This window comes from Synechococcus sp. PCC 7335 (assembly GCF_000155595.1).
GTDB lineage: Bacteria > Cyanobacteriota > Cyanobacteriia > Phormidesmidales > Phormidesmidaceae > Phormidesmis.
On the sequence record NZ_DS989904.1, the window covers coordinates 3,338,835 to 3,351,485 of the forward strand.

The following is a 12,651-nucleotide window of genomic DNA, read 5'->3' on the forward strand; positions in this document are numbered from 1 at the left end:
TCCCCTAGAGGTTTATTTCCCTAAAAGCATCTGAAGCATCCATAGTGTCGATCGAAGACGAATAAAGCCTATTCTTTATTTATTCGATCGGGCTGACCAGGGAGATTTTGAACAAAAGTGCGAACTACCTGACTAAAATCGTAGGCCGATTCGTAAGGCGGAATGTTCCGGGCGGCAATGCCCACTCCACTGGCAACGGGCAAGTGAACTAGATAAGGTTTTAGTCTTTGCTGCGACTTTTGGGCAACCTTATCAACCTGCTTAGCTACATCTCGATCAATCGTAGAGGCACTCTCACCCATTACCACTAGCACAGGCTGTTGAATGCTGTTGATTGCACTTTCATAGTCTTCTCGCCAAAACCCCGCTAAGAAGGAAAATACCGCATATCGACTGTTCATATTGCGTGACCCCTTACGCAGCATCATTAGCCAGTCATCCGTCACATCTTCAGGCCTTGCAAATAGCTGTCGCTCAGAAAAGGACTTTAAGAACTCTTCTCGCCGGGCATATCGATAGAACGCACTACCCAAAGGTGAACTAAATAGAGACCAAGCTAGCTTTGACTTCCAAGTTGGTGTTGAAGTTGTCATCAGTGGCCAAGCGGGTGGACCAGAAAGAACCAGCCCTCTCACCCATGTGGCTGCCGGTAAACTCATCAGCTTGAGCGCGACTGGCAATAGCGCACCTTGTACGACAAGAACAACCGGCTCTTGTGCTATCTGGTCGATAAAGTAAGCAATCTGCTCAGCCCAGTCTTGCGGATAGTAGGCCCGCCGTGGCATATCGCTATCGCCGCAGCCCAGTAGATCGAGGTTGTAAATTTTCTGGGCTGAACGAGCAGTCTGCCAAGCTTCGATGAAAGGCTGCCAGAAATGACGAGAAAGACCAACGCCTATCGGATGAATAAGCAGCAGTGCCGGTGGGCTATTTTCCAATACGGGCTTTTGTGACGACTGATTATCTAAAGGCGTATCAGGTGAAAGCGTATCGGCTGAAATTGTTTCATAAGCACAGCGATACGCTTGCCAGGTATAAAACTCCATATGTTCCTCGAGTGAGATTTTCACCGCAATCTGCACTTATCAGGGTCGCCACGTTGCTCTACACAATGTCAAAGCACAATCTCTTAGGCTTTGGAAGGGTAAAGCGATCTTCTAGTATAAGAGGGCATATAAGACGCAGCGAAGTGGCAATAAGTTGCTTTTAAGGCTAGGTTAAACAGCCGTCAGCGGTCTACGTTTCGGATCACTGTCCATTTCGGCGACTGCTTGCTTCAAGTCAGCGGCTATTGTTAGATCGACCTGTTCTTGAGGGAGGACGGCTGCTCGCCAGCAAACTGCTTTAATGCAGGTACCGGTTAGGTTGGCGCCGGTCAGATCGGCACCGGTTAGGTCAGCGCCGGTTAGGTCAGCGCCGCTCAAATCGCTGTAGCAGAGTTTGGCACCACGTAGGTCTGTGCCTGCAAGACAAGCGCCTCTCAAACTAGCTAGACGCAGGTCGGCTCGGTGCAAGTTCGCACCCGTAAAGTTAGCGCTATCGGCTTCGCAGCGAACCATGACCGCCTGATGGAGATTCGCCCACAGCAGACGAGCATAATTAAGCTGAGTACGCCACATCATAGCGCCGGTTAGATCCGCCTGATCTAGGAAGCTATCAGTTAGATCAGCATTGGTCAGATCTGTCCAACAAAGTCGCGTGTTAGAAAGCTGAAATGAGACCAAATGATGATCTTTGAGATCAATTCGCTCAAAGTTACGACAGCCTGCTCGATATTTTTTTGAAAGTGCGATCGCACCTAGCTGACAAGCATTCATCCAATCTGCCACACCTAACGCTAGTACCTCATTAACCTGAAAGACTGCTTAAGCCTTTTGAAAGTATTAGCAGTAGTAATGTAAAGTTAAGTTAACAGTACTAATGTAACAAAATGTAAATTTACTTGCAATGGATAAATCTAACTTCGCTTTCAGCCATTTGCGAAAACCTTTTTAGCAGCCGCTCTGTTACGATCACGCTGCATCACAATACCGAGTACGCCACTGTTCTGGTCGACAGCTTGCCATAGATAGAATTACTCACCCCCGATAGCTTCGCCAAATAATGGTGGCGTATTGACTGGGTTGCGTCGGACTTTCGTTGCCTGCTCGAAGGCGTAAGCTAATCCTAAAAGCTTAGGCTCACTATAGGCTGGTGCAAAGAAAGAAAGCCCTACGGGTAGCGCTGACTGCGTAAATCCAGCAGGGACAGTGATATCTGGAAAGCCCGTCAAGTTAGCTAAATAGCCAACTCGGTAGGGATCGTTTTTGATTGAATCAAAATCGTGAGGGAAGATTGAGTCTTTGAGTTCATTGCTGTTGTTTGCTTTGGTTAGTGAAGGTAAACCGTCTACAGTGGGATAAACCAGGGCATCTAGATTACTGAGTGAGAAAGTGCTAAAGACAGCATCTTGAAGATCTAAGCGCTGAGCGATCGCTGCTACATACTCTGAATTAGAAAGTCCCCCAGTTTCTATAGACGCTTGGTAGAGGGCAATTCGGTTTGGATTAACAGGCGTATTAGAACTCATTAGATCAGAATCTAAACTAGCTTCAATCAACGCTTTTAGCGTCTTTGGATACGCATCATCGAGTGTCTGTAGATAGGTTTCAATCTGCGGGAAAAACTCCGATTGAATAATCGAATCAAGTAGGTGGCCATAGCTATCAACGGCCAACCCATCAGAAGAAAGTTTTACCTCTACAACGGTTGCACCCAAGCTCGATAGAGTGCCTAATGCGTCTTGAAAGATTTGATCAACCTCTGGATTGCCGCTCAAAAAATCTCGAACAATTCCAATTCGAGCACCCTTCAAAGCGTCTACGTCTAAGAACTGCGTATAGTCTTTGAAGGGTTTTGCTATGCTTCCTAGCGTAGCCGAATTGTTTGAACTAAGGCCAGCCATCACTCCAAGTCCAATTGCTGCGTCGGTGACTGTTTTGGCAATGGGGCCATTCGCCTCTACTGACGGTGCTAAAGGAATAACGCCCTTTGGGCTAATTAAACCTGATGTGGGCTTAATGCCTACTAATCCTGTAAAAGAAGCTGGCCCACGAATTGAGCCAGCAGTATCAGAACCCGTGCTGAAAACAGCAAAGTTAGCGGCGATCGCGGCTGCCGAGCCACTGCTTGAACCAGAAGCATCTCGGTTTAGATCGTACGGATTGAGCGTAAGGCCACCTTGGGAGCTGTAGCCTAATCGGCCCGCCGAGAGTGCAAATTCGCTCATGTTGGCTTTGCCAAGAATAATTGCCCCTGCTTCTTTAAGTCGCTTGACAACGACTGCATCCTCGGGGGGAATTGAGTTTGCTAGAACAGCAGAGCCGCCTGTAGTCGGCAAATCGATGGTGTTGAAGTTGTCTTTAAGAATGATAGGAATGCCGTAGAGCGAACTAAGCTTCTGAGGCATGAACTGATCTAGCAGTCGAGCCGTTGCTAACGCATTAGGATTAATACTGATCAAAGCATTGATCGCGGGTCCCTGTTTGTCGTATGTTTCGATTCGATTCAGATAGAGCTGAACTAGCTGTTCAACGGTGAGCGTTTTGGCCTCGAATGCCAGATGAATATCAGCAATTGTTGCTGTCTCAAGGTTGAGCGTGAATAATTTTGCGGTTGCTGAAGCTAGAGACTTTTGAAGTGTTCTTGTTGTTTGGCGGCTAGATCGCTCATCAATAGATTTCTTAACTTCGGACTGCTTAACATCAGTGCTGCTGTCGATGATGCTTTCAGTTGTCTGCAAGTGCCGCATAAGTGTTGTCAGAGCGTTTTGGGTAGGCAAGATTGATAGAGTCTATATGGACAGACAAAATCAATCGGTAGCAGACGCTTCTGAATAGACAGGTTGTGCAGTTTGCACAGAGATAGGTCTGAAATATTGTGCGCGATCGCTCTTGAATTCTCTCTGGCACCGTCACTACTATTGATGGCTTACCGACTCTCTACTCGGTGCTTTATCGTTCGTTCTGAAAGAGCGAGTTCTGCTTTGAAATCCCATTTTGACTACATTGTTTTGGGCTGTGGTGGTATTGGTAGCGCGGCACTCTATTGGCTCTCTAAAAGAGCGGGCACATCAGTTCTAGGCATTGAGCAGTTTTCTTTGTTTCATCCAAATGGAGGATCTCAGGACTATTCACGGATCATTCGACTGGCCTACCACCAAGAAAAGTATGCCCGGCTAACACCCTATGCGTACAAGGCCTGGGACACGATTGCGAAAGAATCAGGCGTGGCGCCAGTGACTAAGACGGGCGGTGTGCAGATCGCCTACAAAGATCGGCCCTATCGTCAGATTGTCGAAGACTATGCCATTGCGATGGACGCTGCAGGTATTGAATACGAACGGTGGGATAACGTGCAGCTACGCGATCGCTTTCCTCAGTTCCAACCTCAGGGTGAAATCGTAGCCCTTTACCAGTCGCAGACAGGAATTGTCGATCCGGCTCGGGGTAATGCTGTTCATATTTCTCTGGCACGTAGCACCGGCGCAACTGTTTTAGAGAATTGTCCAGTGATTAGCCTTCAGCCTGGGGATTCTGGAGAGGGCGTGCTGGTAAAAACAGAACAAGGGGCTTTTACCTGTGATCGCCTTGTTGTTGCTGCCGGAGCTTGGACGAGTAAACTGTTGGAGTCGGTAGGCATGCAGCTACCGCTAAAAGTGACTCAAGAGCAGGTTAGCTACTATTCCACGCTCAATCTAAAAGCGTTCTCGATAGGAGAGTTTCCGGTTTTTCAATGGAAAGATGACTTTAGCTACTATGGTTTTCCAGTCTACGGCGAGGTGGCTACCAAGGCTGCCATCGATGCTTCCGGGCATACCGTCACGACTAAAACCCGAGACTTTATGCCCAATCCTCAAAGGGAACAGCAGCTCAGAGACTTTCTAACAACTCAAATCCCAGGCTTTACAGGGCCAACCCTCTATAGCAAAACCTGTCTGTATGCCATGCCACCCGATCGAGACTTTATTCTCGACGCGCTGCCTAAGTATCCTCAAATCTTTGCGGCAGTTGGTGCTGGGCATGCCTACAAGTTTGCTAGTCTGCTGGGTAAAATCTTGAGCGAACTAGCGATTGATGGTGTTTCTCAGCACAATATCTCTCCATTTAGCTTCAATCGTCCTGCGCTAGTTGAGCAAGACTTTGTTCCTTCGCTGCGGGTGTAAGTGATGAACAGACTCCCTTCGATACTCAGCAGCTATCAGTCTGGAATGACACTTCCTCAGGTTTTTTATACAGACGAAGAGGTCTTTGCTGCTGAAATGAGGAACATTTTTCAAACGCAGTGGCTGTTTGTAGGGCATAGCTGCGAGGTGCGAGAGCCGGGAGATTATTTCACGGTTTCGATTGGCACTGAGTCCTTAATCATTATCCGCGAGAGCCGAGACACCTTAAAGGCCTACTTTAATCTCTGCCGTCATCGAGGCTCAAGGCTAACGAACGAAACCAAGGGCTGCGCGCGATCGCTAGTCTGTCCTTACCATGGTTGGACTTATGGCTTAGACGGTCATCTTAAGGCGGCTCGGTTTATGGGAGACAACTTTGAGCCAAAAGATTATCCTTTATACTGCGCTCAGCTACGAGAACTCTGCGGCCTTGTGTTTATCTGTTTGTCCTTTAAGCCACCAGATTTTGAGGCTGCGCTCAAGGCGATCGCTCCTCAACTTTCGCCGCATCGACTAGAGAAAGCAAAAGTAGCTGGACGCGATCGCTACGTCGTAAATGCCAACTGGAAAACAATTCTCGAGAACAACCGAGAGTGCTACCACTGCCAAGTCGCACATCCTGAGTTCATCAGCGCGAACTATGATGCCGGGCTGCCGGGTGATAATCGTGGGAGTAACAGCCGCTTCCAACAAGAACTGGCCAAGGCTTATCAATTCTGGAAGTCAATGGGTCTAAACCCTCACGAGGTGAGTTTTCCAAACGGCGCTTGGTTTCGAGTTTCTCGCTTTCCGCTTAAAGATGGGTTTGTGACTGAGAGCCTGGACGGACAGCTTACTGCACCTCTGATGGGTGATTTACCGAGCGAACAGGTTGGTAGTTTGCGACTAATAGGACTACCTAACTTTTGGGCCCATGCGAATGCTGACTACACGATGACCACTCGGGTGATACCTATCAACGCCCATCAAACCCAGATAGAAGTTGCTTTTTTAGTAGACGAAGATGCTATCGAAGGCATCGACTATGAACTTGAAAAGGTTGTGGCTATTTGGCAGGCAACTAGCGAACAAGACTGGATGCTTTGCGAAAATAACTATGCGGGCATCTGTTCTTCTGTCTATCAACCAGGACAGCTCTCCCCGATAATAGAATCTTCTGTTGTCTCTTTTCTTGATTGGTATATTCGCAAGCTTCAGTCAAATCGCGAAGCTTTCGGTCTACCTTTGCAGGAGACTTCCCGTGATATTGACGCCAAAGAATCTCGCTCAGCCATGCAACCGGTAGCTCTTAACAGCAGCGTTCAAATTGAAGCCTTGAACGGCATCTCTTAAGTCGAGCTGGCAAAGTAATTCAATACTTTTAATCCGATTTAGCAGAGTGTTTCTATGGACATAAAGTGCTTTGGCCGTTTCTGAAATAGAACAGCCATGGTCGAGGTAAATTTCTAGCGTGTCTAGCAACTGCGTTCCTCGCTTTCGGTCGTGGGCAACTAATGTACGAACGTGCTGTAGGTAAGCGTTGGCCGATCTCTGCGCTGGGGTAAGGTGATAAATCCAGTGCAGCAAACCCAAGTCTTTAAAGGCGAGTGCCCGTGGGTATCTCACGCCTACGGATTGAGATCTTTTACAAAGTAGAAGGCTAATGTGCGCTGCTTCTTGGGCTTGCTCATAGCTTTCTAATAGCCCTTTAGTAGCCTCCACTTCCCCCATACAAATAGAGCCTACGCCAACGACTAAATTCTCAGCCGTCTGGTCAAGTGTTGACAGTATCTTGTCAGCAAGCGCTTCTCCTCTTTTTTCGCTAATCAATCTATCACTTTGCTCTGGATGGTATTCTAGAACAATCGCAAAATGACTTTCGAGAGCGACTAATAAAAATGAGAAGCAAGACTGGCTAAGCTGTGACTGAAGTGATCTTCTTAGGGATGAAAGACTAGCAGGGGCGATGCAAGAATGCCGAACGACTAGAACCTGATGCGCGTAGTTAAGGTGATAGTTAAACCTTTTAGCTAGTGCCTGTAGCTGACTCAAGGAGGGGCGATCGCTCGCAATCAGCTGACTAAAAAAGTCGCCCTGCAGCCGATCTTCTACCGCTTGAACGGCTTGTTCTTTCACTAAAATTAGCGCGGCGACCGTTGCGCCATGATTCAGGGCTAATTCATCTAAAGGCGTTAGCGGCTGCACACCTGAAATCAGCCATATATAACCATAGCTTTCTTCGCCAACAACAATCGGTGCAATCATGCGTTCCATTGTCATTCCAAGCGCTGGTACTGCGGGTAACCTCTGCGGTTTTGATGTCTCTATCAGCTGTTGGTAAACTTTGTTTTTAGTCAGATGCGCTGTGATTTCTGGCGCTGTCCGTTTGATAGAAAGACTATGCGCCCAAGCGCTATCTACGTCGCTCGCTTGGGCCGTAGCTAGTATCTGAAATGAAGGCGATTCTATCGTAATCGATCGCTGAAGTAATGCAGAAAGTCTTTCGGCTAAACCATTTAGACAAGCGCCGTGTAGCACAAGTGATGTTAGCTGCTGATTAATCTGAGCCGACTGCTGTAGCAGTGCATACTGGTCATTAACCGTGCGTTTGAGGACGGCCTCTGTAATTTCAATAAATAGCAGATCGGGCGGTGCTTCAATAATAGGAAATCCAAGGCGGTTAGCTTCCTGGCAAATAATCTTTGGCGTTCGATCAAAGTAGTGGCCGGTGCTGAGCACTAACCCTGAAAATCCTAGCTGAGTCAGCTTAGAAATCAGCATCGTTTGGCTCTTTGGTTCTACATACAATCCCTGACCGCTCGTCAATAGCAAAACGCCCTGCCGCTCCCATTCGTAGTGGGCGTTTGTTTTATCGACTGTATGGACCCAATTAATCGAATTATCTAGCCCTTTTTTACCAGCAACTAATCGAGTTGATGAGAAAATTGGCAGATTCAAAGCCTTGCGAACTGTGAGCATATCCACTTTCAAAGGTTAGATCGCTATAAGAAGATTTTCCTCTCTAAATCTATCTTCTTTTTCGCACTGTTTTGTAGTGCTTGGAACAAACTCATTCTAAGTATGCAAATACTATACTAATAGCTGAAAGCGACTCGTTCAAAACAGTTCAGTTAGACCGTAGTTTTTGGTTGCTCGCAATCGTTGTTTAGACATTTTACACCGCTGGATTTTACACCGCTGGCTTCTGTAAATTCATCTGTAGATTCAATTGCGCGTTAGATTGAAGCAACTAAAAGCCTTAGCCTATCAAGGCTAGCTAATTCTCATCATTTTCTTATCTTCTGTAAATTTTCTCCGTTTGTTTAGTCGAAGCAGTCGCGCACCAGTTTATCTTTAATAGAAACATCCGTTAACAGTCCACTACTAAGTCGTTAGCAGGCCGCTTCCTATGATACCGATGATTCAGTTTGATGACGTAGTGAAAGTGTATCCAGGGTCTGATCAGCCTGCGGTGAACCATTTGACTATCTCTGTGCCCGAAGGAGAAACCTGTGCCATGATTGGTCCTTCGGGCTGTGGGAAAACAACCGCCATGAAGATGGTAAATCGCCTGATAGAGCCCAGTGGTGGCACTATTTTTGTAGGCGGGAAAAACGTGCTTAAGCAAGATACAATCGAGCTTCGACGTAGTATTGGCTATGTTATTCAGCAGGTAGGATTGTTCCCGCACTTTACCATTAAAGACAATGTTGCTCTCGTGCCCGATATGTTGGGCTGGAGCAAAGAGCGTACGGCTCGCCGCGTTGATGAACTGTTGGACATTGTTGGGCTAGATCCGTCTCAGTTTCGTGATCGCTATCCTAGACAGCTCTCCGGCGGACAGCGGCAGCGGGTAGGTGTTGCTAGAGCGCTGGCTGCGGACCCGCCAGTGATGCTGATGGACGAACCGTTTGGTGCAATTGACCCGATTACGCGCGATCGCTTGCAAAATGAGTTCCTCCGTCTGCAAAAGCAGCTTAGAAAAACCATTATGTTTGTCACTCACGATATTGACGAAGCGCTGAAGATGGGGACGCTTATTTGCATTTTGCAGGTTGGTGGTGTGCTCCAGCAGCTAGATACGCCTAAGAATATTCTCTCTAAACCAGCTAATCCCTTTGTTGCAGACTTTGTTGGATCGGATAGAGGTTTGAAAAAGCTAACGCTGGTACGGGTGAGTGAGGTCATGCAGACAACGCCTACGGTCGGCAACTACAATGACACGGGCGCTGAGGTCATCAGTCAAATGCGGCGGCATGATATGGAAAGCTTGTTTATTGTTGACGATCTACAAAAGCTAGTTGGCTACGTTACTTTGGAAGATGCTCAGATGAACCCCAGTCGGCTAGCATCACAGATGATTAGCGATATTGTTGCAACTACAGAAGAAGAAGCGACAATGCGCGATGCCTTTTCAGCGATGCTGAGCTATGGCATTCGTTTTTTACCGGTGATCGACAATCAAAAACACCTAGTTGGCCTGGTGTCTGCAGACGATGCTCAGCGGCTAATCCGGCAAAAACCAGAAATGGCAGTGGCTAGATGAAAACTCCCTTTTCTCAAAGATTCGATCAATAGCAGAAGTCAAATAGAAGAGGAAAGATAGAAGATGGAGAATCTAGCTGAGTTTTTTATCAGCATTAAAGACGGATTGCTGTACTACATTCCAGGGGTGGGTCGCCCCGATCGAGTGCTTGAGTTTTTGCTTGGACATCTGCTGATTACGCTAGTGACGATGATGTTTGCTGTGCTCATTAGCGTGCCAATTGGCATTTTGATTACGCGGGTGCGATCGCTCTACGATCCAGTCATCAAGCTCGCTGGAATGCTCTATACCGTGCCTAGCTTAGCGATGTTCGGCGTGCTAGTTCCTATCTTTGGCATTGGCTTTAGGCCCGCCATTGTTGCGTTAACGCTTTACTCTTTACTCGCGATTATCCGTAACACAGCGGTCGGCATTAACGGTGTTGATCCGGCTGTTATTGAGTCGGCCAGGGGAATGGGGATGCGCGATCACGCAATTTTGATGCAGTTAGAGCTGCCGCTGGCAATGCCCGTCATTTTCGCCGGTATTCGAATTGCCACCGTTTCCACTATCAGTTTAGCGACACTGGCATCATTTTTTGGGGCCGACAGCTTAGGTAGCCTAATTTTTGAAGGTATCTCCGCTGGGGGAACACGCAACGACAAGATCGTAGCAGGGGCAATCGGGGCCGCGTTGCTGGCCATTGTGTTTGACTGGGCGATTAGTCGAATAGAGAACGCTTTACCGGGGTCGGCCGCTCGATAGATTCTCGATTGTCGTTTTAATAGAAATAGACCAAAAGAAAAGAAAAAAAGGGGAGATCTTCCTGTGTTCGGAGAGATATTTGATTACATCATCAATGAGTCGCAGGTGTTTACCAATGCGCTGAGCGAACATCTCATCATCACGTTTGTTGCATTGGCTATTTCTATTGTGCTTGGCCTTGGCCTTGGGATTTTAGGTTCGCGAGTCGCCTGGCTAAGAAACTCGCTGCTAACGCTCAGTAAAATTGGCCGAACAATTCCTAGCTTGGCAATTTTGGCATTAGCTTTGCCGCTGCTGGGCATTGGTAAGCCGCCTGTTCTACTGGCGTTGAGCTTCATTGGTACTTTGCCTGTGCTGGTCAACACGACGATTGGAATTGAGCAGGTAGACGCTGATACGAAAGAGGCGGCAAGAGGGATGGGAATGCGTGATCGCGCAATTTTGATGCAGCTAGAGCTACCGATTGCCATTCCCATTATCATGGCAGGAGTTCGTACAGCGGCAGTGGTGGTAGTCGCTAGTGCAACGCTAGCAGCCTTTATTGGCGGCGGTGGCCTTGGTGATTTGATCTTGCGCGGACATTCTCTCAATCGAGACCATGTGATGCTAGCAGGCGCACTACCTGCTACCCTCCTGGCATTTTATTTTGAAGAAGCGTTTGGCCGGTTAGAGAGCTGGGCAACCCCCAAAGGGCTAAAAGAACACACAAAAGCGGCAGTTGGCTTAATGGCTGTGCTCCTCGCCGCAGCAGTTATGCCGTTGATTTTCGGTGTTTTGCTTCCCTGGGATATTACAGTTGATAGCGCGGGTACGCCAACGGTGCTAACTGGGCTGCATAGTGAGTATCGAGCAGTGGGGTTACCGGTTTTGGTAATGAGCCTGCTGGCGGCTATGCTGCCTCGATTGAAGGGGTATGCCTTTGCCATTTCTGCGATTACTGCTGGGCTGGCGATCGCCTCGCTGATATGGCTTACAGTAGGTATAGTAATTAGCGTGGGTCAATTGCAGGTTGGAATTGGGTTGCTGCTGTTTGCGGTATTTGTGATCGCGCTGATCACAGGCTATGAGTTCATCTTGAATTACCGCGCTCGTCAGGCTGATCCTAGTCGTATTGTGGCTACCGCTCCCTCTGCGTAGGCAACTGTTTGCTAACGTTTGTTTTATCTCCCTTGAGGATGACTTTGATGTTGAAGAGACGACCCTTTACCCACAGCTTAATTGGCGCTTCTATAGCGGCTTCTATGACGATCATTACGGCCTGTACCGGTGGGGGAGGTGGGCCAGAAATTAGAGTTGGCTCAAAGGATTTTACTGAGCAATACGTCCTTGGCAACCTCTACGAGATTTTGTTAGATGAGTCGGGTTTTGATGCAGACTATAAGCCCGCAGGCGGCTCTAGCGAAAACCATCAGGCTATCGTTAACGGCGATATTGACATTTACCCTGAATACACTGGCACTGCGCTATTAACTCACTTGGGCATGGAGTTTGACTCTAGCATGAGCGCGGATACGGTTTATAGCACGGTAAAAGATGCCTATGCTAACGACTTTGAGCTAGCGGTACTAGAGCCTACAGACTTTAACAACACCTACGTTTTGGTAATGACTAAGCCAAAAGCAGAAGAGTTAGACATCAAAAATGTCAGCGATTTATCTACTAAAGGTGGCGATCTAACCTTTGGTACCACTCAAGAGTTTACCGAACGAGATGATGGTCTTCCTGGATTAAGAGAAACCTATGGTGGATTCAACTTTGAAGAGATTGTTGCGCTTGATCCAGGCCTACTGTATTCAGGCATCGAGGAAGGTGAGATCGATGTGACTACTGGCTTTGGTACAGACGGACAAATCGCGGCTTACGATTTGCTGGTCTTAGAAGATGACAAGAAATTCTGGCCGCCCTATCCCGCAGCGCCGATTGTCAGACAAGCAGTTGTCGACGAGCATCCAGAGGTAGCCGAGCTGTTGAATCAGCTTTCTGCAACGATTGACGCAGATACTATGCAAGAGCTGAATTGGGAAGTCTCGGGTAATGGGCGCGAGGCCGATGAAGTGGCTAGAGAGTTTTTGGAAGAGAATGGTTTGATTGGCAGCTAGATGTTAGCAACTGGCTGTAACGTTGGTTGAAGATAAGACACCTTCGCCTCTAAGCCATGACAAGGAGTGCCAGGGCGGAA

Annotated in this window: 10 protein-coding genes; 6 read left to right on the forward strand and 4 right to left on the reverse strand. The window is 47.8% G+C overall.

What is annotated here, in order from left to right:
* Positions 1-68 precede the first annotated feature (68 nt).
* The 3 genes from S7335_RS14305 to S7335_RS14315 all read right to left on the reverse strand — a co-directional run bounded on the left by S7335_RS14305 (position 69) and on the right by S7335_RS14315 (position 3,790).
* Positions 69-1,046, reverse strand: coding sequence for an alpha/beta fold hydrolase (locus S7335_RS14305; RefSeq protein ID WP_006456667.1), 978 nt, complete (start codon positions 1,044-1,046; stop codon positions 69-71).
* 171 nt (positions 1,047-1,217) lie between these two features.
* Positions 1,218-1,829, reverse strand: coding sequence for a pentapeptide repeat-containing protein (locus tag S7335_RS14310; RefSeq protein ID WP_050765896.1), 612 nt, complete (start codon positions 1,827-1,829; stop codon positions 1,218-1,220).
* 245 nt (positions 1,830-2,074) lie between these two features.
* Positions 2,075-3,790, reverse strand: a complete 1,716-nt coding sequence (locus tag S7335_RS14315; protein WP_157620249.1) for an amidase — start codon at positions 3,788-3,790, stop codon at positions 2,075-2,077.
* A 174-nt stretch (positions 3,791-3,964) separates the two neighbouring features.
* Here S7335_RS14315 and solA point away from each other — a divergent pair, with 174 nt between their 5' ends.
* Positions 3,965-5,203 carry an N-methyl-L-tryptophan oxidase gene (gene solA / locus S7335_RS14320; protein WP_006457725.1) on the forward strand — a complete coding sequence of 413 codons (1,239 nt, stop codon included), beginning with the start codon at positions 3,965-3,967 and terminating at the stop codon, positions 5,201-5,203.
* 3 nt (positions 5,204-5,206) lie between these two features.
* Positions 5,207-6,535 (forward strand): SRPBCC family protein, encoded by a 1,329-nt coding sequence (locus S7335_RS14325; RefSeq protein ID WP_050765897.1) that lies wholly within the window; start codon positions 5,207-5,209, stop codon positions 6,533-6,535.
* Here the strand turns inward: S7335_RS14325 and S7335_RS14330 are convergent.
* On the reverse strand, positions 6,470-8,161 hold the full coding sequence (locus S7335_RS14330) for a PucR family transcriptional regulator (RefSeq protein ID WP_006453851.1): 1,692 nt from the start codon (positions 8,159-8,161) through the stop codon (positions 6,470-6,472). The two genes, S7335_RS14325 and S7335_RS14330, sit on opposite strands and share 66 nt — an antisense overlap.
* A gap of 430 nt (positions 8,162-8,591) precedes the next feature.
* Between S7335_RS14330 and S7335_RS14335 the strand changes: the two genes are divergently transcribed.
* The 4 genes from S7335_RS14335 to S7335_RS14350 all read left to right on the forward strand — a co-directional run bounded on the left by S7335_RS14335 (position 8,592) and on the right by S7335_RS14350 (position 12,571).
* Positions 8,592-9,728 carry an ABC transporter ATP-binding protein gene (locus tag S7335_RS14335; protein ID WP_006455078.1) on the forward strand — a complete coding sequence of 379 codons (1,137 nt, stop codon included), beginning with the start codon at positions 8,592-8,594 and terminating at the stop codon, positions 9,726-9,728.
* A gap of 63 nt (positions 9,729-9,791) precedes the next feature.
* Positions 9,792-10,472 (forward strand): ABC transporter permease, encoded by a 681-nt coding sequence (locus S7335_RS14340; RefSeq protein WP_006454026.1) that lies wholly within the window; start codon positions 9,792-9,794, stop codon positions 10,470-10,472.
* 63 nt (positions 10,473-10,535) lie between these two features.
* Positions 10,536-11,609: an ABC transporter permease gene (locus tag S7335_RS14345; RefSeq protein WP_006455283.1), complete on the forward strand. Its 1,074-nt coding sequence runs from the start codon at positions 10,536-10,538 to the stop codon at positions 11,607-11,609.
* Positions 11,610-11,656: 47 nt separating this feature from the next.
* Entirely contained in the window at positions 11,657-12,571 is a 915-nt protein-coding gene (locus S7335_RS14350) for a glycine betaine ABC transporter substrate-binding protein (protein ID WP_038018466.1), read from the forward strand.
* The last annotated feature ends 80 nt before the right edge of the window (positions 12,572-12,651 follow it).

What these genes read in the sequence shown, in the direction of transcription:
- S7335_RS14305 (WP_006456667.1), bottom strand. Translation starts at nt 1,046, where the DNA reads ATGGAGTTTTATACCTGGCAAGCGTATCGCTGTGCTTATGAAACAATT.
- S7335_RS14315 (WP_157620249.1), bottom strand. Translation starts at nt 3,790, where the DNA reads ATGCGGCACTTGCAGACAACTGAAAGCATCATCGACAGCAGCACTGAT.
- solA (WP_006457725.1), top strand. Translation starts at nt 3,965, where the DNA reads ATGGCTTACCGACTCTCTACTCGGTGCTTTATCGTTCGTTCTGAAAGA.
- S7335_RS14325 (WP_050765897.1), top strand. Translation starts at nt 5,207, where the DNA reads ATGAACAGACTCCCTTCGATACTCAGCAGCTATCAGTCTGGAATGACA.
- S7335_RS14330 (WP_006453851.1), bottom strand. Translation starts at nt 8,161, where the DNA reads ATGCTCACAGTTCGCAAGGCTTTGAATCTGCCAATTTTCTCATCAACT.
- S7335_RS14335 (WP_006455078.1), top strand. Translation starts at nt 8,592, where the DNA reads ATGATACCGATGATTCAGTTTGATGACGTAGTGAAAGTGTATCCAGGG.
- S7335_RS14340 (WP_006454026.1), top strand. Translation starts at nt 9,792, where the DNA reads ATGGAGAATCTAGCTGAGTTTTTTATCAGCATTAAAGACGGATTGCTG.
- S7335_RS14350 (WP_038018466.1), top strand. Translation starts at nt 11,657, where the DNA reads ATGTTGAAGAGACGACCCTTTACCCACAGCTTAATTGGCGCTTCTATA.